Source organism: Chryseobacterium lacus (assembly GCF_003336205.1).
In the GTDB taxonomy this organism is placed as follows: Bacteria; Bacteroidota; Bacteroidia; order Flavobacteriales; family Weeksellaceae; genus Chryseobacterium_A; species Chryseobacterium_A lacus.
The window spans coordinates 321,308-343,994 of record NZ_QPIE01000004.1 but is presented as its reverse complement, the minus strand read 5'-3'; the positions used below and the strand labels follow the sequence as shown (position 1 = coordinate 343,994).

The following is a 22,687-nucleotide window of genomic DNA, read 5'->3' as shown; positions in this document are numbered from 1 at the left end:
CTGAGTGATATTAAGAAATTTTAACACATACAAAATACGCATCTTTTTATGAATTTTTCTGACAAATATTTTCAGTTTGCATTGGGATATCATCACGGAAAAGAGGTGATATGGATAACATTTGATAAAAATAATGAACTTATTCAATTTCTGCGGCAAAATACGAGGGCACGATGGTCTGCATCACAAAGAAAATGGTATGTAGCCGACAACAAACACTACCGCCAACTTTTCGGCTTGGAAGAAAAGATTACGGGCAAAGAAGTTATTTCAAAAATACATTTGGTGAATCTTCCGGAGTTCACGCGCTTCCAGGAGCACCTGAAACTGAAAGCGTACAGTCCCAATACCCTCCGCACCTACTCTATCGCATTTGCACAGCTGCTGTATCTTCTGAAAAATTTCCCCGTACAGAACCTGAGCCCGGAACGGTTGCGCTCCTACTTCCTCTACTGTCATGAAAAACTGCAGCTGTCGGAAAATGAAATCCATAGCCGCATCAACGCAGTAAAGTTCTACTATGAACAGGTGTTGCACCAACCGAAAATGTTTATTGATATCCCCAGGCCGAAGAAGAAACAAACGCTCCCAAAAATGCTGAGCAAAGCTGAAGTGAAAAAAATACTCAACCAGGTAGATAATCCCAAGCACAGACTGATGTTGCAGATATGCTACGGCATGGGACTTCGGGTAAGCGAAGTGGTCAATTTAAAAATTGCCGATATTGACAGTCATCATAAAACAGTGAGGATAGAACAGGCGAAAGGAAAGAAAGACCGCATGGTGGTATTGCCTGAAATTATTTTGGTTGATCTGAGAAATTATTACCTACAGTACCGACCGAAAATTTTCCTGTTTGAAGGACAATACGGTGATGCTTATTCCGTACGTTCACTTCAAGCTGTCTTTAAAAATGCAATGAACAAAGCGGGAATTATAAAGAACGTAGGCATACATGGCTTGCGCCACAGTTTCGCTACTCACCTCTTGGAAACAGGAACCGATATCCGTTTTATTCAGGAACTTTTAGGCCACAATTCCATTAAAACCACACAGATCTATACCCATATTACCGATGTCCAGAAATGGAACATTAAAAGTCCGCTTGATATGCTGTAGACATGCTTTTCGACGCACAGTATTCTTTTTATTTATTAACCTGTATAGTTATTTCAGGACGGGTCAAGGACAGGTCACTCGGGTGGGTCATAAGGTAACTACGGGGTAACTACGGGGTATGTACGGGGTATGTACGGGTGAAGTATGGAGGTAAAGAATTTTGGGGATGCAAAGTCCCTGTTTCAGGGGTTTTATGGGAGCTAGGAAAAGGATTTGCACAACCATTTACACCCAAATGTTCCGAAGAAGACAACCGATCTAGGAGCTTTTTTTTAGCAAAAGGGTCCAGTCTTGAAACCTAACAAAATGGTTCGCCGATTCCATTAAAAATAATATACAAGGAGAGAGATAAAAGTCGGATATAAAAAATACCCATCCTAAATCCGCGCTGGCTTCGAGAGCCTCAGCCACCCGAGCCGACCAAGGCAACCTTCACCATTCACCATTCACCAGTCAAGTCTTTTCCCCTTTGCCTTTTGCCTTTTACATTTTAACTTTTACCTTAGAAGAGCAAATCAGCAAATTCGCTCCCTAAACAACTAATCGATTAATCAATTAACCTTCTCAAAACAATAACCCGCTTCAACTCTTTGCCTGTTTTAAATCTTTGCCTGTCTTAAATCTGTGAGAATCTGCAAAACTTGTGAGAACTAAAATCCGCGCTGGCTTCGAGAGCCTCAGCCACCCGAGCCGACCAAGGCAACCTTCACCACTTACCATTCATTAGTCAAGCCTTTGCCTTTTGCCTTTTACATTTTACCTTAGAAGAGCAATCAGCATGTTCGCCCCCTAAACAACTAACCGATTAATCAATTAACCTTCTCAAAACAATTAACCGATTAAACTATTAACCAGTTTTCTTTTTTTCAACTCTCCCTCTTTTTATTTTTTTCGTTTTGAATATATTCCTATCTTTGCAGCCAATGGAAACATTGCAAAATACATTTCCGGAAACACATTCAGAAAACGGCTTTGCCGATAACAACAATATTTATTTTAGGTAACGAAGCCATTGCGGCTTCGTTTTTTTTTGAAAAAGAATAAAAAAATGAACACGATTTCAGAACTTTCCAAAGAACAAATACTCCGCACTTTAGACGATGCACTGGAGTTTGCAAAAGGCAAAACAATGAAGATAGCCGGACAGGTTTTTGTATCCAATCTGTTTTTTGAAGACAGCACCCGCACCAAAATCAGCTTTGATATGGCGGAAAGAAAACTGGGCCTTGAAGTCATCCCTTTTGACACCGCTACTTCCTCTGTCAATAAAGGCGAAACACTGTACGACACGGTGAAAACTCTGGAAAGCATCGGCGTTCAGCTGGCCGTCATCCGACACAGCAAAAATGAATTTTATCGTGATTTGAAAGGAATTTCTATCCCCGTCATCAATGCCGGCGACGGTACCGGAAACCATCCCAGCCAAACGATGCTGGATCTCATGACCATCCGCCAGGAATTCGGAGATTTTAGGAATCTGAAAATAGCGATTGCAGGAGATATAAAACACAGCCGCGTGGCCAATTCATTTTCTGATGCGCTCCGAATGCTGGGAGCCAAAGTATATGTTTCCGGTCCCCGGGAATGGTTCGATGTCGGTAGCTTTATGAACGGTTCTTACGTGGATATGGATGATTTAATTCCTGAAGTAGATGTCATCATGCTCCTTAGAATTCAGCACGAAAGACATGCTCAAAGCTTCAGCACAGAGGAATATCTTCAACGCTACGGACTGACCAAAGCCAGAGAACAGAAAATGAAACCGAATGCCATCATTATGCATCCCGCACCTGTAAACCGCGGTGTGGAAATAGACAGCGATCTGGTGGAATGCCCGCGTTCCCGGATTTTTACCCAAATGGAAAACGGTGTTTATGCAAGAATGGCGATCCTGAAAAACACCCTGGAAAAGAACGGATATAAGTTTTCGTAAATCAAAATAGCTCTTCATTAAAAAACGTCACAGGCACTTAGATCACTAATAAAAGAGAATGAAAAAGAAATTAATATTGGCCTCCGGAGAAGTTTTTCATGGTACCGGATTTGGAGCACAAGCCGAAACAGAAGGAGAAATCGTATTCAACACCGGAATGACGGGATATCAGGAATTGATTTCCGATCCGTCTTACTGTGGGCAGATCGTTTGCATGACCTATCCGCTCATAGGAAATTACGGAATCAACCGTGATGATTATGAAAGCATGGAACCCGCCATTAAAGGGCTCATCGTAAAGGAACTCTGCGACTTGCCGTCCAACTTCAGGACCCAAATGACGCTCGATGAACTTTTTAAAAAGAAAAACCTCTCAGGAATCTCAGGAATCGATACCCGAAGACTAACCCGCATCATCAGAAATCAAGGTTCTGTAAAAGGGAAAATTGTAGATGTCAATGCCGATGAACAAACGGCCATCTCATACCTGAATACAGCAGAATCCCCTACCAATCAGGTGGAAACAGTTTCTACAAAAACAGCCTATGCAGCCCCGGGAAGAGGTTTGAAAGTGGTTCTGGTTGATTTCGGTTCCAAACTGGGAATCATCCGTGAACTCTCTCAGCGGGATTGCGACATAACGGTGGTTTCTCAAAACACCACGGCGGAAGAAATTCTGCTGATGGATCCAGACGGCGTGATGCTTTCCAACGGACCTGGAGATCCGCAGGATGTGAAAGGTGCCAAAGAAATGATCAATAAAATCCTTGGAAAAGTGCCCATTTTCGGAATCTGTCTCGGACATCAACTCATTGCCTTGGCGTGTGGCGCAAAAACCTTTAAACTGAAATTCGGACATCGCGGTGGCAATCATCCCGTGCTGGATCTTGAAAAAAATAAAGTGGCCATCACTTCTCAGAATCACAGTTATGCTGTGGAGCAGAAATCTCTTGAAAATACCGATCTCATCGAAACCCATATCGCCCTGAACGATAGAACCAATGAAGGTCTAAAACACAAAATACACCCCTGTTTCTCAGTACAATATCACCCCGAAGCCAGTCCCGGACCGGAAGATGCCAACTATCTATTTGATGAGTTTATTGAAATGATGCACCAATTTAAAAATGTAACAGTGTAACAATTTCACACCTCACAATATAACAATTTATCATATTGAATATTGTGAATTGTAATTTACAAATATTAAGGACCAGCTTAAAAAATGACAGTTAATGCAATGGTTGCATTGCTAAACTGCTACATTATTACATTAATATATATTTATGAAAAGAACAGATATAAAAACCATCTTAGTAATAGGTTCCGGCCCCATCATCATCGGTCAGGCAGCAGAATTTGATTATGCGGGAACACAGGCCTGTCTCGCACTGAAAGAGGAAGGATACCGCGTCATCCTCATCAATTCCAATCCTGCTACCATCATGACGGATGTGGAAATTGCAGACAAAGTCTATATAGAACCCATCTCACTTCCTTTCGTGAGCCACATCATCAGAAAAGAAAGGCCGGATGCGCTGTTGCCCACGTTGGGCGGACAAACCGGGCTGAATATGGCGGTAGAATTGCAGAATTCCGGTATTCTGGAAGAGTGCGAAGTGGAGGTTTTGGGTACAAAACTTTCAGCCATCAATCAGGCAGAAGACCGCGATCTTTTCCGGGAATTAATGAAAGAACTCAATGAACCCGTCCCCGACTCCGATATCGTAACCACAGTGGAAGGTGCTTTGCATTTTGCTGAAAACATCGGCTATCCTGTAATTGTTCGCCCCGCATTTACCATGGGAGGAACAGGTGGCGGAATTGCAGACAATGAAATCCAGCTTCGGGAAATAACCGAGCTTGGTTTGAAACATTCACCAGTAACGCAGTGTCTTATTGAGAAATCCATCGCGGGATACAAAGAAATAGAATACGAAGTAATGCGGGATGCCAATGATAACGCCATCGTGGTGTGTAACATGGAGAATATCGATCCCGTCGGCGTACACACCGGCGACTCTATTGTGGTAGCACCTTCCCAGACTTTGTCGGACAGAGAATATCAGTTATTGAGAAACGCTTCGCTGAAAATCATTCGTGCCCTCGGAATTGAAGGAGGTTGTAACGTTCAGCTGGCATTAGATCCCCACTCTTTTAATTATTATATCATTGAAGTAAATCCAAGAGTTTCGCGTTCATCGGCATTAGCGAGTAAAGCGACCGGTTATCCGATTGCCAAAATTGCTGCTAAAATTGCGGTCGGCCTCACCCTCGATGAAATCATGAACCCCGTCACCGGGAAAACATACGCCTGTTTCGAACCGGCACTCGATTACGTGGTAACCAAAATTCCGAGATTCCCTTTTGATAAGTTTGAAACGGCTGACAGAAGGCTTTCTACGCAAATGAAAGCGACCGGCGAGGTAATGGCCATCGGCAGAAATTTCGAAGAAAGTATCCAAAAAGCCATCCGTTCTCTGGAAACGGGAATGCGCCACTTGGGTTTGAAAACCAAACAGGCCGAAGCCCTCACAGATGAAGAAATTGAACGCAGAATAAAAGTGTGTGACGATGAAAGATTATTCATTATCGGAGAGGCTCTGCGCAAAGGCTACGATTGGGAAACTATTGTGGAATGGAGTAAAATAGATAAATTCTTTATCTGGAAACTGAAAAAGCTGGTTGATTTTGAAAAAGTAATCGTTGAGAATAAATTCGATGTTGAAATTTTAACAGAAGCCAAGAAATTAGGATTCTCCGACATCAATATTGCGCACCACTGGGGCGTAAAACAGCGTGAAGTGTTCAATTTCAGAAAGGAAAACGGAATCATGCCGGTGTACAAAATGGTGGATACCTGCGCAGCTGAATTTGAAAGTGAGACACCGTATTTCTACGGAACGTATGAGGAAGAAAACGAAAGCGTTGCTTCTGACAAAGAGAAAATTATCGTTCTGGGTTCCGGTCCTATCAGAATTGGGCAGGGCGTGGAATTCGATTATGCTACGGTTCACTCAGTTTGGGCCATCAAGGAAATGGGATATGAAGCGATCATCATCAACAATAATCCCGAAACTGTTTCCACAGACTTTTCTATTTCAGATAAATTATATTTCGAGCCTTTAACAGAAGAAGATGTCATGAACATCATTGAGCTGGAAAAACCGAAAGGCGTCATCGTTCAGTTCGGCGGACAAACTGCGATTAATCTGGCGGATAAACTGGCTGCACACGGCGTTCAGATTTTGGGAACTTCGCTGGAAGATCTTGACCGTGCTGAAAACCGCGATAAATTCGAGAAAGCTCTGGAAGAAATGGGAATTCCGCAACCCAAAGGCAAAACTTCGTACTCCAAAGAAGGCGCGGTGGAAATTGCCAACGAAATCGGTTATCCAGTGCTGGTTCGCCCAAGTTATGTTTTAGGCGGACGTGCCATGGAAATCGTATATAATGAAACTGAACTGTCGCATTACATGGAACATGCAGTAGAAGTGGATCCAGAAAAACCAGTGTTAGTGGACAAGTACATGATCGGTAAAGAAGTGGAAGTAGATGCCATCTGTGACGGCGAAACCGTCGTGATTCCCGGAATTATGGAACACATCGAAAGAGCCGGCGTTCACTCGGGCGACTCGATTGCGGTGTATCCGCCACAGAATATCAACGAAAAATGCATGCAGCAACTCGTGGATTACACCGAAAGGCTTGCAAAAGGCCTGAATGTCATCGGTTTAATGAATATTCAGTACGTTCTTTTTGAAAATCAGGTGTATGTCATCGAAGTGAATCCAAGATCTTCGAGAACCGTCCCTTTTCTTTCTAAAATCACCAATGTCCCGATGGCAAATCTGGCAACCAAAGCCATTTTAGGACAGAAACTGAAAGAATTGGGTTACAAAAACGGACTGGTTCCGGAAAAAGAAGGCGTGTTTGTAAAAGTTCCCGTATTCTCTTTCTCAAAACTGACCAAAGTAGATACTTCTCTCGGCCCGGAAATGAAATCTACCGGCGAAGTAATGGGGAAAGACACAACGCTGGAAAAAGCACTATACAAAGGTTTCGTGGCTGCAGGACGAAAAATGCCACTGCACGGCTCTATCCTTTTTACAGTGGCCGACAAGCATAAGGAAGAAGTTTCCGAATTTGCGAGGCGCTTCCATGAAGTGGGATTCAGGATTTGGGCCACAGAAGGAACGGCAAAATTCTTCCAGGAGAAAGGAATTCCTGTAAAAATCGGTTACAAAATCGGTGAAGAAGACGTTAACCTGATTGACCTGATTCAAAAAGGAAAAGTCCAGTACGTGGTGAATACCACCACCAAAGGCAAACAAGCCGAAAGAGACGGCTTCCAGATCCGCAGAATGTCGGTAGAAAACGGCGTTCCCTGTCTCACTTCCATGGATACCGTCGAAGCGATTCTGAAGGTGATTGAAAGTATGAGTTTTAAAATGGAACAGATGTGATGATGATGCCACGCTGAGACATGCATAGAAAACGCGCCTGAATCATCGGGCGCGTTTTGTTAATATGATGTTTTTATCCTTATTTCGGATCTCGTGTGCTTATTCTACAATCAGTTTACCATTCATCATGGAAGCATGCCCCGGGAAGGAGCAGATATAATCGTAAGTGCCTGCTTCAGGAGCGGTAAACTCAATAGTTACGCTCTCTCCGCCCCCGATGGTTTTGGTATGTGCAATCACTTCTGTTAACAGACTTTCCGGAACTTCAAAATCAGGAGCTTTACCTTCCTGTACTGCTTTGGTCGCGAATGCATTAACATCGGTACCTTGGCTCAGCAATACAAAATTGTGGCCCATTGATGATTTCGGCAGTTTGCCCACATGGTTCAGGGTAAGGCGAACCTGTTGTCCTGCATGGACTCTGATTTCGTTTTTGTCGAACTTCATCGTGTCTTCTGCATTCAGTTCCACTTCTATGGTATCCTGAACTTGCGAAGTAGCTGTTTCATCAGCCACCGTTACTGTTTCGGTTTCCTGTGCCGAGCTTACCTGCTCTTCCTTTTTATTCTGTCCACAGGCAACAAGCATCATCCCAGCCATGGCTACTACTGAGAGGTGTTTTAATTTTTTCATAGCGATAAGATATTTATAGTTATATTTCTGTTTAAAGTAGGGCAAAGATACTTTTAGAAAAGCAATAAAACAAGAAAATGCTTGGTTAATCAACAGGATTTTCATCATGTTTATTCACTTTTATATTTTAAAAGGTTAGGAATGAATCGGATTGATTATATTTGTCGATCATTATTTAACAAGTATTTCAGACAGAAATGAAACAAAGTTTAGGCGATCGGATTTTAATGATTTTAAAGGAGAACGACGAGATTTCTGTAGCCGCATTGGCAAATGAATTGGGAATAACCAAGGAAGGTGCCCGGTTACATCTCTTAAAACTCACAGAAATGGACTTGGTTAAAAATATCCGGAAAAATGAAGGCGTAGGCAGACCGGTTACTTATTATTCTTTATCTCATAAAGGACATTCGAAATTCCCCAATACCCATGCCACGGTAACGGTAGAACTGCTGCGTTCTGTGAAAAAACTCTTAGGTGAAAATGCGGTAAACTTACTGATCAACGATCGCGAAAACCAGATTTACCAACGGTATGAACAAGAGATACAGAACAGCAATACGATGGAAGAACGGCTAGAGTATCTCAGTAAAATCCGTTCAGAGGAAGGCTATATGGCAGAATGGAAAACTGAAAACGGAAAATACCTTTATATACAAAACCATTGCCCCATTGGTGCGGCAGCTGCAGAGTGCCGAGGGTTTTGTAATGCCGAGCTAACAAGTTTCAAAAAACTGATAGGCGGCGAATTTCAGATTGAAAGGGTTCAGCATATTCTTTCAGGAGCGCATCGCTGCATCTACAAAATTTATTAAACAGCAGAACATATTTACAAAAACCTGTTAATCATTCCCTTTTAGCAAACTTTATGAGATTGGTAAACGGTCAGCCATTTCTATATAATAATAAGAAAAGTATAAAGTGAGTAAATATATAGTAAAAATCCTCAAATCTCGTACTCCTTAAAAATTACATTTTCTTTTGACCGTTATTCCTGCAAAATTCATATCGTCTTTACACCTTTGCGTCTTTCGTAAATACCCTCTAATACCGTGTATAAAAACAGAAACAAACCGCCGAAAATTTGAGTCGCCAACAATACAGATTGAAATAAACGCAAAACTCCGGTGTTTGGCACTGTTAAGTGAATCTCATTCAGTTCATGATATTTTTCATATCCGTTGTTGGATATCAATAAAAGTGATAGATTTGTTCTATTGTTGTTATTTATGAATCACTATAACAAGATAGGAATATTGATATCGTTAGCCATTTTATTTTCTGTCTACACGGTCATTCTTTACAGTAAAAATTCTGAATATCCCGCCGTTTCCGGAACTTCCACAGATCGTGGAAAACGAATTTGGCAGGAAAAAAACTGTATCGCCTGCCACCAGATCTACGGTTTGGGCGGATATCTGGGCCCGGATCTCACCAATACCTACTCTGAAAAGGGGAAAGACTACATTATGGCTTTTTTGAAAAGCGGAACTCAGGTTATGCCCGATTTCAATCTTTCTCAAAACGAAATCAATGATCTGACGGAATATCTGAAAAGCATCGATGCCTCCGGAACCGGAAGGCCTGGTAAATTAAAAATAAATGATGATGGAACCATTGAACAGCCTGAGAAAATCCCCGGCAGGTAAATTCTTCTTTTTCGGACTTTTCCTGCTGGCAACCGCCTTGATTTTCGGACTAACAGGAGCTTTACAATACCTGATTCCGGGATTGTTCAGAGATGATTTCTCATTCGAAAAAGTAAGGCCGCTCCACGTTTCTTCTGCGGTATTCTGGATTATTACAACAGCCATCGGTGGCGTTTACCATTATATTAAAGAAAAATCCGACAAGGGAATTTATTCTGAGAAGCTGATGAATATTCAGTTTTATCTTTTGTCAACAACGGTAATACTCATTTTGATAACTTATGTTTTCGGAATCTTCGGCGGCAGGGAATATTGGGAATTTCATCCTTATCTGGCGATCCCGATTGGCATCAGCTGGATTCTCTTTATTATAAATGTTTTCAAATCATTATCATCACTCCGGAAGAAGCCGGTGTACATCTGGATGTGGATGACGGGTGCGGCATTTTTCCTTTTCACTTTCATAGAATCTTATCTTTGGCTGATTCCTTTTTTCCGGGCCAATATCGTTGGCGACATGATGATCCAGTGGAAATCCTACGGCTCCATGGTAGGTTGCTGGAATATGCTGATTTATGGAAGTAGTATTTATCTGATGGACAGAATCAGCAGGAATGAAAAATACAGTTTTTCAAAAATTGGCTTTCTGCTCTATTTTCTGGGATTATTCAATCTGATGTTCAATTGGGGTCATCATATTTACACACTTCCCGCTCCGAAGTATGTTCAATACATCAGTTATGGCGTCAGCATGACAGAACTTATTCTTCTTGGAAGAATTATCATCTTGTGGCGTTCTTCACTCAGTACCGCAAAGAAAAATTACCATTTGTATTCCTACCGTTTTCTTTTGGCGGCAGACATCTGGATTTTCCTCACCCTTATTCTCGCCATTATGATGTCAGTTCCGGCCATCAATGTGTACACGCACGGGACGCATATTACCGTTGCGCATACGATGGGCGCTACCATTGGTATCAATTCTTTCCTGCTGCTTGCTTTTATTTTTGATGTTTTTGGAGTGAAGGAAAAAATCTCTGCAAAGCGTTTTACAGCAGCTTATTTTATACTGAACATCAGTCTGTTTATTTTCTGGATCGCGCTCATTATTGCCGGAGTTCTGAAAGCTGACTGGCAGATGCATAGCCCCGAAATTCCCTTTGCTGAAATGATGCGCCGCCTGAGGCCTGCATTTATTGTCTTTTTCGTAGCAGGTATTGGGGTAGCCACAGGTTTTTTAATGATTATTTTTAAAATTATAAAACACCACCGTCTCACCAAATAATACCGGGCATTTTATTATCTTTATCAAAATTTTTACAATGAAGGTATTTCCGATCGCTATTTTTTTAGCTTTTTCCGTTTCGATGAGTGCGCAATATACACTGCCGGCCGCCAGTCCGAGACAAAAAATTGAACAGCAATTCTCCGTTTCTAAAATTACAGTCGATTACGGCAGGCCCGGTGTGAAAGGAAGAACCATCTTTGGAGATCTGGTGCCTTACGGTAAAGTATGGAGAGCCGGAGCCAATTCTTCAACCAAAATCACTTTCGGACAAGCGGTACTTTTTGGGGGCAAATCTATTCCTGCAGGAACCTACGGACTTTTTATCCTCCCTTCGGAAAAAGAATGGAAAATTATCCTGAATAAAGACAGCCAGAACTGGGGTACGGTGTATGATGAAAAACTGAATGTTGCAGAAATAACCGCATCTGTTCAAAAATCTGCAGAAAAACAGGAGTGGTTTGAAATAGACCTTAAACCTGTGGATGATCATTCGATGGAAATGATCCTGAGTTGGGAAAATACAAGAACAACCGTTCCTATCAAGGCTGATCAAATGGATAAAACCAGCCGCATTACAGAGAAACTTCGGGAAATACGAACCATCGAAAGAGAAAAATAACAGAGTGGGCTTCGGCTCACTTTTATTTCAACAGCTTCTCAAAAGCCAGTCTTGCCGCGCCTCGAATCTGCACTTCGCCGCAGTGCGTGTAACCCATTTTCCTGAAGACCGCCAGCATAGCAGGATTATCAAAATTGGTATCGGCACGGATGCTGTAAATATTCTGATCCTTAGCGAGCACTTCTACCCTTCTCAGCAACTCTGTGGTAAAACCGCATCCGGCGTATTTGGCAGCAGCAGCAATCCGGTGAAGCACGATGAAATCGCCTTCAGAAAGCCATGCTCCTTCAATATCTTCATACGCGGGTTCATTATTTAAGATCACAGCGCTATATACCGCCATATCACCGTCAGTTTCCAGTACATATCCATACTCTTTTTCGATATCGGAGCGCACCGTTTCGGGATTGGGATATCCATCCTGCCACTGATCGGAACCTTCCTCCTTTCTTTTCAGGATGGCCTGCTGTAAAATCCTCCATATTTTAGGAGCATCTTCGGGCGTTGCTTTTCTTAATGTAATCATGTTTTTGAGGTAGAATACCGTTACAAAAAAGCCGGAAATCATCGTTCCGGCTCAAACAGTAAAATTTAAAATATAATGATTGGATTTGATGATGATTATTGTTCATTCTCCTGAAGCCAGGTATCGATAATTTCAAAAGCTGCCGGTTCGTCTTTCAGATCCACCATTACTTTTAATGTAGTTGCAGTAGGAGTCGTGGTAAATGTCATATAATTGTTTTCTACGGAGTTTTCTATTCCTTTTTCATCCAGCTTGGATTTGATCCGCTGAATCTCCTGCTGTACATCGCTCTCAAATACTGATACTTTTGTCGTCCTTTCCATAAATTCTGTTTCTTCTGACCACTAATATAGTAAATATTTGAAAAACACAAGTAACCTCTATAATATTTAACAAAAATTTAATAAAAGAAGTTTATTTAATTGATATCACAAATAGTTTCTTGCGCTAAAGGGTGTGAAAACCTAAGGAAATCCAGTGAATTTACCATTTTGGCACTAATTTTATTGTTATTTTTGATCACATTAAAATCTAAACATATGAAAAAGACTTTGGCAACAATGTTCATTGCGCTGGCCGTTCTGGCCGGGAACACCTCATGTAAAAACAAAACCAACGACGCAGAACTGCAGACTTCTGCTACGACTATCGTTTCTTCCAATCCTGAAGCATCAGTAGAAATAAAAGACGGAACAGCACACCTGAGCGGTACTTTTGAAGATGAAGCTTCCAGAGATGCCACCATCGCACAACTGAAAGCCATCCCGGGAATAAAAGATGTACATGACATGACGACGATCCGTGAAGTGGTGGCTGTGGAAACCGTTTCTCCGGTAGATCCGGCAGTTCAGCAGAAAGTGGCAGATGCCATCAAGGATTTCCCTTCGGTAAAAGTTGAAGTAATCAATAATGAACTCACGATTACAGGAGATGTTTCTACTGCACAGGCAAGAAGAATTAAAGAATCTGTAGATGCTTTACAGGTAGGCAATGTAAACTATAATTACAACGTAAAATAATTTACTATGAGTACATTACAGCAAAAATATGCAGGAGTTATTTCTGCAGCGCAGTCATCCGGAATTACCGGACTTCAAGTACAGGAACAGGACGGTATTTTGTATATTTCCGGAAATGCTTCTTCTACAGCTGAAAAAGACGCTGTGTGGAATGCGTTGGGAGCTATTGATTCAACCTATTCCGCATCTGATGTGAATCTTAATATAAAGATCTCCGGGCTTACTTCGGGAACAGCTCTGACGGTCGCTACAGAACAATCCAACCTGAATCTGCGGAACCTCCCGTCTACCGACGCTGACGTCATCGGGAAAGCAGCGAAAGGAGACACCGTTACCTTAATAGAGCAATCTTCTGATGACTGGTGGAAAGTAAGAACTTCCGACGGCAAAGAAGGCTATGCCTATGCAAGATATTTGCGGGTGTAATAAAATAGCCCGTACTTTACCCAAAACCCTTCTGAATCTTATGTCAGAAGGGTTTTTATTTGGAACCATTTTTTTATTATCTTCATCGCTTAAAATTAAAAAATGAGATACTTTACAAAAATTGCTTTGTTAACCGTGGCGGTTTCAGTCACTCCTCTCTGTGCGCAGCAGAAAGACCCGATGATCGACCATATTATGAATGAAACCTATCAGAATTCCCAACTTGAACAGCTTGCTTATGAACTGATCGACGGCATCGGGCCGAGGCTTGTTGGAAGCCCGAAAATGCAACAGGCTCACGACTGGGCGGTGCAGCGTTTTCAGAACTGGGGAATTGCAGCGTCCAACGAGCAATGGGGCGAATGGAAATCATGGGAAAGAGGAACTTCCAGCATTGAAATGGTGGCTCCTTATATAAAATCTCTGGAGGGAACACAATTGGCCTTTAGCCCCAAAACTCCGGCGAAAGGAATTACCGCAGAAGTGATTGCGTTGCCTCTTTTCCAAAGCAAAGCAGAGTTCGAAGCATGGCTTCCAAAGGTGAAAGGGAAATTCGTGATGGTTTCCCAATACCAACCCAGCGGAAGACCGGAATACAACTGGAAAGAATTTGCCACTGCTGAATCTTTTGAGCGGTATAAAGCCGCCACTACAGAAGCTACCTCCGCCTGGAACCGTTCGATGGAAAACATCGGACACACGTGGCGTTCACTAAACAAACCTTTTGAGGAAGCCGGAGCTGCGGGAATTATCTGGAGCAACTGGAGCCGCGGATTCGGGGTGAATAAGATTTTCAGTGCCGGAACCAAAAAGATTCCCGTCGTGGATGTTTCTCTGGAAGATTACGGTCAACTGTACCGGATGCTGCAGCACGGCACTGTACCCAAACTTAGAATCAACGCGCAGTCCAAGGATCACGGAACTGTTGCCACCTTCAATACGGTCGCGGAAATAAAAGGTACGGAAAAACCTGAAGAATACATTATCCTTTCTGCCCATCTGGATTCCTGGGACGGCGGCACCGGTGCTACAGACAATGCTACCGGTGTGATCACCATGATGGAAGTGGCCCGGATTTTAAAGAAATATTATCCTTCTCCCAAAAGAACCATTGTGGTCGGACTTTGGGGCAGTGAAGAACAGGGCCTCAACGGAAGCCGCGCATATGTTTCTGCCCACCGGAACAAAATGCCGCATATTCAGGCTGTATTTAATCAGGATAACGGAACCGGAAGGGTGCAGAATATCAGCGGGCAGGGTTTTCTGCACGCCTATGATTATCTGGGAAGATGGCTGAACGCAGTTCCGAGAGAAATCACCAAAGAAATAAAAACAACTTTCCCCGGCTATCCGGGCAGTGGAGGCAGCGACCATGCGTCGTTTGTCGCTGCCGGAGTACCCGCTTTTATGCTGGGCTCACTTAGCTGGTCTTATGGAAATTACACATGGCATACCAACAGGGATACGTATGATAAAATTGTTTTTGATGATGTTAAAAGCAATGTAGCACTGATTGCGATTCTCACGTATATGGCCAGCGAAGATCCTGAAAAGGCATCCACAGAAAGAATAAAATTACCGATTGATCCAAGAACACAACAACCGGCGCAGTGGCCGGAACCAAAAGAACCGACCCGAAAAGGCGGATTTGAATAAAAGTCAACACATAAAAGAACAGCCGTTTTTCTTTGGAAAAACGGCTGTTTCAATCAATATATATGAATACATTATTCCTGAACAGGCATGGCATCACCGGTACTTAGATTTTGAAATAACTGAGGAAACATGGCCTCCATTACAAAATAGAAAAGCACCAACAGAATAATAACCGAGACGGCAATGATAACACCTTTGGGCGGAGTATTTTTTAAATCGGACATATCTATATTTTTTGTAAACTTAAGATTATTTCCTCCCGCACGTTTTATAAAATTTCACGAAAATATTAAAGAATCAGAAGGGATGAGATTATACAATTTTACCTACTTTTTATAAGTATTAAAGAGCGATTCCCACGACATCACTTATTTCTCTATTTTTATGTTCTGAAAATCTAAATAAAGATGGGAAATATATCATTAAAAGGAAAAACAGTGGTCATTACGGGAGCTTCGAGCGGTATAGGACGCGCTGCAGCTGAAGCATTTGCAAGAAGAGGCTGCAATATGGTATTGGCCGCAAGAGGAAAAGAAGGTTTGGATGAAACGCTTCGTCTTTGTCACGATCTTGAAGTTCCTGCCATTGCAGTACTTACCGACGTTTCCGTTCCTGAACAGGTACAGCAGCTGGCAGAACAGGCACTTCAGTTTAATGGACGTATTGACATCTGGATCAATAATGCGGGCGTAATGGCGACCGGGCGTCTGGAAGATATGCCCACCACTGCGATAGAACAGATAATCAAAACCAATTTATTGGGATATCTCTACGGTGCGCACGCAGTACTTCCCTATTTTAAAAAACAGAACGAAGGAATTCTCATTAATAATATCTCAATTGGCGGATGGATGCCTGCTCCTTATGGCACAGCGTACGCTGCTTCCAAGTACGGCACACGCGGTATGGTAGAAGGCTTACAAGGAGAGGTTTCTGATTATCCCAATATTCATATCTGTGCGCTCTATCCGGGCATTCAAAGATCTACAGGGAATATGCATTCTGCCAAATATTCAGGATTTTCAACCAAGATTCCACCGCTTTCTTTCGATCCGCGCGAACTGGCTGCTTCAATGGTAAAGATGGCTGAATCGCCCAGAAAGTCAATGTTCACTGACTGGTCTGCAGTTGTTTTCAAAAACCTGTACAGCCTGTTTCCCAGAACGATTATCAATACGGCTTCAGCAGGTGTACGGATGATGATGGACAAAGATAAAACTCCGGAAACCAACGGAAATATTATGGTTCCGTCCGCTGAACCACACCGCATTTATGGAGAAACCATGTTACCGGTTCCGTCCCGAAATACAAAAAAACTGATGTTGGCAGGACTTTTTACAGGACTAGCGCTGCTGTTATTCAATAACAGCAAAGGGAAATAACTTTTCTTTTGTTTCATGACCAGGAAGGATTCCTTAACCGAAGTCTCTTTATAATTTTAAGAATTTCACTGGCGATCAGCGGAACAGTTCCCAGAAGAATGATCATAAACCATCCATTGCCGTCGGGTATTTTCAGGCGAAAAGCTTCGCGCATTACCGGGATGTAAATCACGGCAATCTGCAACAGGACACCCAGAACAATAGCTCCCGCAAGACGACGGTTGGTGAACAACCCCACCTGAAACACCGATCTTGTCTGGCTTCTTACCGCTAATGAATAGAAAAGCTGCGCACATATCAAGACCATAAAAGCCAGAGTCCGGGCATTTTGTAATGCCGTTTCGGGAACCTCATCATTCCAGGGCTGAAATCCATATTCGTAAAATCCAAACCAATACGCGAAACCTGTCAGCGCACCAATCAGCAAGCCTCCGGAGATAATTTGCCCTGCTGCACCATGGGAAAAGAAGCCTTCATTGGTAGCCCGGGGTTTTTCCTTCATCACTTCCGGATCGTCGGGATCCATACCCAGCGCAATGGCCGGCAAGGAATCGGTTACCAGATTGATCCACAGCAATTGCGTGGCCAGCAAAGGAGCGGGCCAACCCAGAAGCAGACATCCGATCATGGCTACCACTTCGCCCAGATTACAGGTCAGTAGGAAAATAACAGCCTTTTTAATATTGGAATAGATATTTCTACCCTGTTCCACTGCTTTTACAATGGTAGAAAAATTATCATCGGTCAGGATAATATCCGCAGCACCTTTGGCCACATCCGTCCCCGTAATTCCCATGGCGATACCGATATCTGCAGCCTGAAGAGATGGCGCATCGTTCACTCCGTCACCTGTCATGGACACGATATTGCCTCCTTTTTTCAGTGCATTGACAATCTTAACTTTATGTTCTGGGGAAACCCGGGCGAAGATCCGGTACTTCTCTAAAATTTCCTGCCATTTATCTTCCGGAATTTTGTCCAGTTCAGTTCCGCTGAGCACTTCCTTTCGGTCTGAAGCAATGCCCAGTTCTGCCCCAATGGCAAACGCCGTATTTTTATGATCTCCGGTAATCATGATGGTGGTGATTCCCGCCTTTCTTGCTTTTTCAATAGACGGTCTGGCTTCTTCCCTCGGAGGATCCAGCATTCCGGTCAGGCCGATGAAAATGAGATCCTTTTCCATTTCCTCTGCGGGTATTTCGGAGTTTGAAACTTTGTAACCCAATGCCAAAGTTCTTAAAGCCTGATCTGACAGTCCGTCTGCCTGACTTTTGATAAAATCCCGATGTTCATCGGTCATAGGAACTGGCTGTTCCTCCGATAAAAAATGAGTCGATATTTTCAGTAGACTTCCCAAGGCTCCCTTTGTAAAAACAAAATACTGCTCTTTATTTTTCACCAGTACCGACATCATTTTCCGGATTGAATCAAAAGGAAGCTCGCTGACCCTCTGAAACTCTTTCCGGAGCTGCTTTCTGTCCAACATGAGATCATCGGCCAACATCAGCAAAGCTATTTCTGTAGGATCGCCGGTACTTTGGTCTCCGTCCAAGGTCGCATCAGACGCTAACACCATTCCCTTCGCTAAGAGCTGTACTGTTTCAATAGCTTTATTCTCCTGTCCGCGGATTATTTCCACTGCGCCTTCTGAAGTTACTACCTGTGTTACGGTCATTTTGTTCTGGGTGAGCGTTCCGGTTTTATCGGTACAGATCATGTTCACCGAACCCAGAGTTTCTACTGCAGGAAGTTTTTTCACAATGGCATTATTCTTCGACATTCTGCTAACACCCATTGAAAGAACGACCGCCACGATGGCCACAAGCCCTTCCGGAATGGATGCTACAGCCAGAGACACCGCAGTAAGAAACATCTCAGCCAGATCTCTTCCCTGAAGCAGCGACAGCAGAATAATAAATACACAAATTCCTCCCGCTGCCCAGCTCAGCAACCTGCCCAACTGCGCCATTTTAAGTTCCAAAGGTGTTTTGTTCTGAAGGTGGTCTCCGATAAGGTTGGCGATCTTTCCTATTTCTGTCTGCATTCCGGTGGCTACGACAACTCCTTCTCCCCGGCCATGGGTAACGGTGGTGTTCATAAAAGCCATATTGATGCGGTCGCCTATCGGCATTTCAGAACCGTTGACCATTTCAGAAGCGTCTTTATCTACCGGAACCGACTCTCCGGTGAGTGCAGATTCTTCCACCTGAAGACTTTTGCTTTCGGTAAGTCTCAGATCGGCGGTAATCAGCTGACCAGCCTGAAGCATTACCAGATCTCCGGGCACCAGTTCGGAGGCATCAATTTCTGTTATTTTACCATCGCGTTTTACAGTACTTTTAGGGAAAGTCAGTTGTTGCAAGGATTCAAGGGCTTTGCCGGCTTTCTTTTCCTGATACACTCCCAGCACTGCATTCACGGCAATTACGACAAAAATAATGACTGCATCAATATATTCCTGCAGCATTACCGTTACGATAACAGCTGCAAAAAGAACATAAATCAGTGCGTTATTCAGTTGTTCTGCAAACATCCGGAGCAGCGATTTTCCGGCCTTCTGTTCCAATTGATTAAGGCCGTACTGTTTCAGCCGTGAAAGGGCTTCATTTTCCGGCAAGCCTTTTTCGGGATTTGTTTTTAACTGTTGCGTGATTTCCTGAATCTTTTGGGTGTGCCAGTTCATACGGTATGTTTGCTGTGATTTCAAATTTAGCTAATTTCAGGGAAAAGCGAAGAGAAAAAGCAGAAAGATAATTTCACGTAAAGATGGTGTAACGATGACGGATTGAGTTCTCACAGATTTCACGGATTTTCAGATTTTAAAGTAGAGAAACGGGAAAAGGGAAAAGCAGAAAGATAATTTCACGCAATGATTCAGTGTTTAATGTAAAAGTCAAATGAATACACCGTATATACTGTAGGGTAGCCTTAGATAGGCGGGAGAGTACCGGGAGGGTACCGGGAGCTACGCCGGAACTACGGTACAACTATGGTGGAACTATGGTGGAACGTTCGGGGAGCCTTTATTGCTGGGATTTCTGAAGAATACAATATAACGAATCAGCCATAAAGTACAAAAACAGCTTAAAATAAGGCCGTCTTGCAGCGGTGATTTCCAAAGATACGAAAAGACAGATAATCAGCAAATTTATTCTGTGCTTTTGCAATAATTAATATTTTGAACGCTTGCTTACCCTCTTAAAATTTTGAAATTGTTGGGATTCTTCCGCAGTTTTTTACTTCTAACTCCGTTTTTTTTTGCTGTTTGTTCGGATGGTCTTCGGGTCGTGTTCGGTAGACCTTCGGTAAAACCCCCATTTTACCGAACACGACCCGAAGGAGACCCGAACAGTATTCGAAGAAAGAGGGTTGGAAATAGTTTTTTGACCCGTCCTAAAAAAAGGATGTTATGACGAACTACACCAAATATATTAGAGGATCTTGAAGGAAATATCCGATTACATTTCTTTGATTTCATATTCTGGCAGACGGTAAAGTCCGTCAGCTACAGTCAATGACAACAACCTCTTTTTGGTCAGCAGACGGCACCCCAATTACCGCTTCAGAATTCCTGAAACAACTGTACGGCGAACTGCCTTCCTTTTTCACCAGCGAAGCCGATCTTAAAGAACAGTGGAGCGTTCCGGCAACGCGTAAAAAACTTCTGGAAAAACTATCAGAAAAAGGCTTTACCAAAGATCAGCTCATTGAATTTCAAAAGATTCTTAATGCAGAAAACAGTGACATCTTCGATGTACTTTCTTATGTTGCCTACGGTAGCAAAATTCTTGAGCGTGTGGAACGTGCTGAGAAAGCACGGCTTCAGTTTGACAGTATGGATGCCAATTACAGAGAGTTTCTGGAATTCGTGCTTTCGCAATACATCCGTAACGGTGTGGAAGAACTAGATGATGAAAAGATCAGTGCCTTCATTCAGCTGAAATACAACTCTATTCCGGATGCCAAGTATAAACTCGGTGACGTGAAAACGATAAGAAATACTTTTATTGATTATCAGAAGTATTTGTATGTATAAATATCCTTGGTAGTTTACTGTATGTAAGTTACCTTATTTTTATGATGAAATTCATCTATTTGTATTGTGTGTTATAAAGCTTGCGAAACAGTATTGCTCTCAGAAGGAATAAAAATATTGCAAAAATCATGACACTAAAAGATTTTGGAACCAATCATCAAACCGGTTTTTGATAGTGGATTCCTTTTCAACGGCCTAATGGAGTTCTAAAGGATTTTAATATTTTTTTTTCTCTGAATGAAGGTTTTAAGTATATTTGATCAGATGCTTTTCAACCTTTACCTTACAGGCTCTGAACCACTCTACTGAATGATAAACCTACCTCTATGAAAATAAAAGTTTTATTTTTTCTTTTATTGGGCTTACTAACGCATTTAAATGCTCAATCCGAACTTACAAAAAACTTCGATTTTAAAAGCACTACCTGTACTTTTCCGGATACCCAAAGAGCAAGAGACATTTTCCCGCTTGGAATTGAATTGATTCAAAAAAATCTTTATCTCGGTTCAGCTGCAGAAATTATGACAGAAATGATTACAATAGATTCTGCATTCTGTGATGCTTATTACTGGGCCGGATACGTTTTCAGAAAAAGCAATATGAACAAAGAAGCGGTAGTAATGTATTATATAGCAGACAGCCTGGCTCAGAATAAATCTTTAGAATATAAACAAAATTTAGCGTCCATAAGTATGCTCGTGGGTGCAGATAAGGTCGCACGTAGAAAATATGAGGAAATAAAAAAATACTTTCCAAGGAGTCCGGAAGGGTTCTATGGTGTCGCTTTAACTTCAACCATTATTGGAGACGTAGAGTATGGTCTGGAAAACATTCATATAGCAGAAGAAAAGTATAAGGAACCCAATGCCGACACGCAATTATTGAAAGCCATTCTCCTAACCTTAAATGGCCAACACGCGGAATCATTACTATATTATGAAAAAGTGAAAAATAAGCTTGCCAAAACTGACCATTATAACGGAAACTATGCACTAAGTTTATATGAAGTAGGAACCATGAATAACGATGAAAAAATGCTGAAGCTTGCCCGAAAGCTTTATAACAAAGTGAAAAATAAAGATGAGCTTACTGAATATATCCGAAGTAAGTTTGAAAAGAAATAAATCTGCAGAATGATCTTGACTCACATGATTTTGACTAGACAAAACGGCCATCATTTCAACAAATACCTATGATAACTATCAAGATACCTCATCTGTAAAACACCTGAGAAGTCATTTAGACTCGACACCCCCTGCACTAAAGGCTAAAATTAGTCACGAGATAGAAAGCGGCCCACGCCACGAAAACAAGCGCAATGAGCCACACCCAGACGGGAATGGTTCTCGGGTTCTCGCTTCCCTTGATGATGAAACTCTGCTTTCTTCCGGTATCGTACGCATTCAGCATCAAAGGCAAAGTGCCGCTCACGGTTTCGTTTTCGCTAAGGCCTTCGATATGGATAATGGGCCCGTTTCGTACCGTGAATGGAATGATTTTCAGGCCTTCTTTCTGATCGAACTGGCTGACGATTTTCAGGGTGTGTACTCCGTCGGTTAGTTTCGTGGTATCGAGGTTGAAGACCACAGGGGTATTCAGCGCCGCTACCGGGTGAGTCCCGTCGTCTATATACAGATACACCATGGCATTGTTTTCCGGCATCTTTTTAATTTTTAAAATTCCAGCACTTCATTTTTAATATGCTCTTTGTTTTTCTCACCCGGCCTGATCAGGTATTTCAGTGCATAAAAAAGCGTATAGAGGGTAATGGCGGCAATGAGGGCAACGATCAGCCAGTCCCAGCCGGAATTAGGGCCGGTTCCGTGAGTCAGTTCCTGCGTTATCTTGGGTTGCTGCAGTTTGCACGCTTCACAAGCTGCGTACCAGACAGATCCGCCGAGGAAAAACAATAAAGTCCACAATATTTTTTTCATT

Annotated in this window: 20 protein-coding genes and 1 pseudogene; 14 read left to right on the top strand and 7 right to left on the bottom strand. The window is 42.5% G+C overall.

Translation table 11 applies throughout. The features are described from left to right. Positions 1-48: 48 nt before the first annotated feature. The 4 genes from DQ356_RS07075 (at position 49) to carB (ending at position 7,518) form a co-directional block, all read left to right on the top strand. The gene (locus DQ356_RS07075) at positions 49-1,119 is read left to right on the top strand and encodes a tyrosine-type recombinase/integrase (RefSeq protein WP_114303767.1); all 1,071 of its coding nucleotides are present in this window, start codon (positions 49-51) and stop codon (positions 1,117-1,119) included. A 1,048-nt stretch (positions 1,120-2,167) separates the two neighbouring features. Then, entirely contained in the window at positions 2,168-3,052 is an 885-nt protein-coding gene (locus DQ356_RS07070) for an aspartate carbamoyltransferase catalytic subunit (protein WP_114303799.1), read from the top strand. 58 nt (positions 3,053-3,110) lie between these two features. Further along, positions 3,111-4,193: a carbamoyl phosphate synthase small subunit gene (locus tag DQ356_RS07065; RefSeq protein ID WP_114303766.1), complete on the top strand. Its 1,083-nt coding sequence runs from the start codon at positions 3,111-3,113 to the stop codon at positions 4,191-4,193. Positions 4,194-4,338: 145 nt separating this feature from the next. Then, positions 4,339-7,518 carry a carbamoyl-phosphate synthase large subunit gene (gene carB, locus DQ356_RS07060; protein WP_114303765.1) on the top strand — a complete coding sequence of 1,060 codons (3,180 nt, stop codon included), beginning with the start codon at positions 4,339-4,341 and terminating at the stop codon, positions 7,516-7,518. Positions 7,519-7,617: 99 nt separating this feature from the next. Here the strand turns inward: carB and azu are convergent, their stop codons facing one another. Beyond that, a complete protein-coding gene (gene azu / locus DQ356_RS07055; RefSeq protein WP_114303798.1) occupies positions 7,618-8,151 on the bottom strand; it encodes an azurin in 534 nt (177 codons plus the stop codon). A gap of 197 nt (positions 8,152-8,348) precedes the next feature. On the opposite strand from azu, the gene DQ356_RS07050 reads away from it, so the two are divergent. From DQ356_RS07050 to DQ356_RS07035, 4 genes are all read left to right on the top strand, one after another. Then, a complete protein-coding gene (locus tag DQ356_RS07050; RefSeq protein WP_114303764.1) occupies positions 8,349-8,966 on the top strand; it encodes a helix-turn-helix transcriptional regulator in 618 nt (205 codons plus the stop codon). 414 nt (positions 8,967-9,380) lie between these two features. Next, the gene (locus tag DQ356_RS07045) at positions 9,381-9,800 is read left to right on the top strand and encodes a c-type cytochrome (protein ID WP_114303763.1); all 420 of its coding nucleotides are present in this window, start codon (positions 9,381-9,383) and stop codon (positions 9,798-9,800) included. Further along, the gene (locus DQ356_RS07040) at positions 9,754-11,085 is read left to right on the top strand and encodes a cbb3-type cytochrome c oxidase subunit I (protein WP_114303762.1); all 1,332 of its coding nucleotides are present in this window, start codon (positions 9,754-9,756) and stop codon (positions 11,083-11,085) included. Before DQ356_RS07045 ends, DQ356_RS07040 begins: the two co-directional genes overlap by 47 nt. A 37-nt stretch (positions 11,086-11,122) precedes the next feature. Continuing rightward, a complete protein-coding gene (locus DQ356_RS07035) occupies positions 11,123-11,707 on the top strand; it encodes a DUF2911 domain-containing protein (protein WP_114303761.1) in 585 nt (194 codons plus the stop codon). 22 nt (positions 11,708-11,729) lie between these two features. Here the strand turns inward: DQ356_RS07035 and DQ356_RS07030 are convergent, their stop codons facing one another. Both DQ356_RS07030 and DQ356_RS07025 read right to left on the bottom strand, forming a co-directional pair. Next, positions 11,730-12,233: a GNAT family N-acetyltransferase gene (locus DQ356_RS07030; protein ID WP_228420674.1), complete on the bottom strand. Its 504-nt coding sequence runs from the start codon at positions 12,231-12,233 to the stop codon at positions 11,730-11,732. A gap of 95 nt (positions 12,234-12,328) precedes the next feature. Next, on the bottom strand, positions 12,329-12,556 hold the full coding sequence (locus tag DQ356_RS07025) for a DUF2007 domain-containing protein (RefSeq protein ID WP_114303759.1): 228 nt from the start codon (positions 12,554-12,556) through the stop codon (positions 12,329-12,331). Positions 12,557-12,772: 216 nt separating this feature from the next. Between DQ356_RS07025 and DQ356_RS07020 the strand changes: the two genes are divergently transcribed. The 3 genes from DQ356_RS07020 (at position 12,773) to DQ356_RS07010 (ending at position 15,334) form a co-directional block, all read left to right on the top strand. Beyond that, positions 12,773-13,252 (top strand): BON domain-containing protein, encoded by a 480-nt coding sequence (locus DQ356_RS07020; RefSeq protein WP_114303758.1) that lies wholly within the window; start codon positions 12,773-12,775, stop codon positions 13,250-13,252. 6 nt (positions 13,253-13,258) lie between these two features. Next, positions 13,259-13,678, top strand: a complete 420-nt coding sequence (locus tag DQ356_RS07015) for an SH3 domain-containing protein (RefSeq protein ID WP_114303757.1) — start codon at positions 13,259-13,261, stop codon at positions 13,676-13,678. Between the two features lie 102 nt (positions 13,679-13,780). After that, the gene (locus DQ356_RS07010) at positions 13,781-15,334 is read left to right on the top strand and encodes a M20/M25/M40 family metallo-hydrolase (RefSeq protein WP_114303756.1); all 1,554 of its coding nucleotides are present in this window, start codon (positions 13,781-13,783) and stop codon (positions 15,332-15,334) included. 71 nt (positions 15,335-15,405) lie between these two features. Here DQ356_RS07010 and DQ356_RS11225 read toward each other — a convergent pair whose 3' ends face one another. Next, complete coding sequence (locus tag DQ356_RS11225; protein WP_166413071.1) at positions 15,406-15,558, bottom strand: hypothetical protein; 153 nt, start codon at positions 15,556-15,558, stop codon at positions 15,406-15,408. Positions 15,559-15,741: 183 nt separating this feature from the next. Between DQ356_RS11225 and DQ356_RS07005 the strand changes: the two genes are divergently transcribed. Then, entirely contained in the window at positions 15,742-16,716 is a 975-nt protein-coding gene (locus DQ356_RS07005; protein WP_114303755.1) for an SDR family oxidoreductase, read from the top strand. A 13-nt stretch (positions 16,717-16,729) separates the two neighbouring features. Here DQ356_RS07005 and DQ356_RS07000 read toward each other — a convergent pair whose 3' ends face one another. Next, a complete protein-coding gene (locus DQ356_RS07000) occupies positions 16,730-19,399 on the bottom strand; it encodes a cation-translocating P-type ATPase (protein ID WP_114303754.1) in 2,670 nt (889 codons plus the stop codon). Positions 19,400-20,197: 798 nt separating this feature from the next. On the opposite strand from DQ356_RS07000, the pseudogene DQ356_RS06995 reads away from it, so the two are divergent. Continuing rightward, a pseudogene (locus DQ356_RS06995) lies at positions 20,198-20,752 on the top strand (type I restriction-modification enzyme R subunit C-terminal domain-containing protein); the annotation flags it as partial. Between the two features lie 326 nt (positions 20,753-21,078). Beyond that, positions 21,079-21,876, top strand: a complete 798-nt coding sequence (locus DQ356_RS06990) for a tetratricopeptide repeat protein (RefSeq protein ID WP_114303752.1) — start codon at positions 21,079-21,081, stop codon at positions 21,874-21,876. Positions 21,877-22,012: 136 nt separating this feature from the next. Here the strand turns inward: DQ356_RS06990 and DQ356_RS06985 are convergent, their stop codons facing one another. Both DQ356_RS06985 and DQ356_RS06980 read right to left on the bottom strand, forming a co-directional pair. After that, on the bottom strand, positions 22,013-22,414 hold the full coding sequence (locus tag DQ356_RS06985) for a cytochrome C (protein WP_114303751.1): 402 nt from the start codon (positions 22,412-22,414) through the stop codon (positions 22,013-22,015). A gap of 11 nt (positions 22,415-22,425) precedes the next feature. Further along, positions 22,426-22,686: a hypothetical protein gene (locus DQ356_RS06980; protein ID WP_114303750.1), complete on the bottom strand. Its 261-nt coding sequence runs from the start codon at positions 22,684-22,686 to the stop codon at positions 22,426-22,428. Between the last annotated feature and the right edge of the window lies 1 nt (position 22,687).

Bases quoted from the DNA above. Each gene is read 5' to 3' on its own strand.
- DQ356_RS07000 (WP_114303754.1), bottom strand. From the start codon at position 19,399: ATGAACTGGCACACCCAAAAGATTCAGGAAATCACGCAACAGTTAAAA.
- DQ356_RS07020 (WP_114303758.1), top strand. From the start codon at position 12,773: ATGAAAAAGACTTTGGCAACAATGTTCATTGCGCTGGCCGTTCTGGCC.
- DQ356_RS07075 (WP_114303767.1), top strand. From the start codon at position 49: ATGAATTTTTCTGACAAATATTTTCAGTTTGCATTGGGATATCATCAC.
- DQ356_RS07030 (WP_228420674.1), bottom strand. From the start codon at position 12,233: ATGATTACATTAAGAAAAGCAACGCCCGAAGATGCTCCTAAAATATGG.
- DQ356_RS07025 (WP_114303759.1), bottom strand. From the start codon at position 12,556: ATGGAAAGGACGACAAAAGTATCAGTATTTGAGAGCGATGTACAGCAG.
- DQ356_RS07010 (WP_114303756.1), top strand. From the start codon at position 13,781: ATGAGATACTTTACAAAAATTGCTTTGTTAACCGTGGCGGTTTCAGTC.
- DQ356_RS07045 (WP_114303763.1), top strand. From the start codon at position 9,381: ATGAATCACTATAACAAGATAGGAATATTGATATCGTTAGCCATTTTA.
- DQ356_RS07070 (WP_114303799.1), top strand. From the start codon at position 2,168: ATGAACACGATTTCAGAACTTTCCAAAGAACAAATACTCCGCACTTTA.
- DQ356_RS07065 (WP_114303766.1), top strand. From the start codon at position 3,111: ATGAAAAAGAAATTAATATTGGCCTCCGGAGAAGTTTTTCATGGTACC.
- DQ356_RS07005 (WP_114303755.1), top strand. From the start codon at position 15,742: ATGGGAAATATATCATTAAAAGGAAAAACAGTGGTCATTACGGGAGCT.
- DQ356_RS11225 (WP_166413071.1), bottom strand. From the start codon at position 15,558: ATGTCCGATTTAAAAAATACTCCGCCCAAAGGTGTTATCATTGCCGTC.
- DQ356_RS06985 (WP_114303751.1), bottom strand. From the start codon at position 22,414: ATGCCGGAAAACAATGCCATGGTGTATCTGTATATAGACGACGGGACT.
- DQ356_RS07035 (WP_114303761.1), top strand. From the start codon at position 11,123: ATGAAGGTATTTCCGATCGCTATTTTTTTAGCTTTTTCCGTTTCGATG.
- DQ356_RS07050 (WP_114303764.1), top strand. From the start codon at position 8,349: ATGAAACAAAGTTTAGGCGATCGGATTTTAATGATTTTAAAGGAGAAC.
- DQ356_RS07015 (WP_114303757.1), top strand. From the start codon at position 13,259: ATGAGTACATTACAGCAAAAATATGCAGGAGTTATTTCTGCAGCGCAG.
- DQ356_RS07040 (WP_114303762.1), top strand. From the start codon at position 9,754: ATGATGATGGAACCATTGAACAGCCTGAGAAAATCCCCGGCAGGTAAA.
- azu (WP_114303798.1), bottom strand. From the start codon at position 8,151: ATGAAAAAATTAAAACACCTCTCAGTAGTAGCCATGGCTGGGATGATG.
- carB (WP_114303765.1), top strand. From the start codon at position 4,339: ATGAAAAGAACAGATATAAAAACCATCTTAGTAATAGGTTCCGGCCCC.
- DQ356_RS06980 (WP_114303750.1), bottom strand. From the start codon at position 22,686: ATGAAAAAAATATTGTGGACTTTATTGTTTTTCCTCGGCGGATCTGTC.
- DQ356_RS06990 (WP_114303752.1), top strand. From the start codon at position 21,079: ATGAAAATAAAAGTTTTATTTTTTCTTTTATTGGGCTTACTAACGCAT.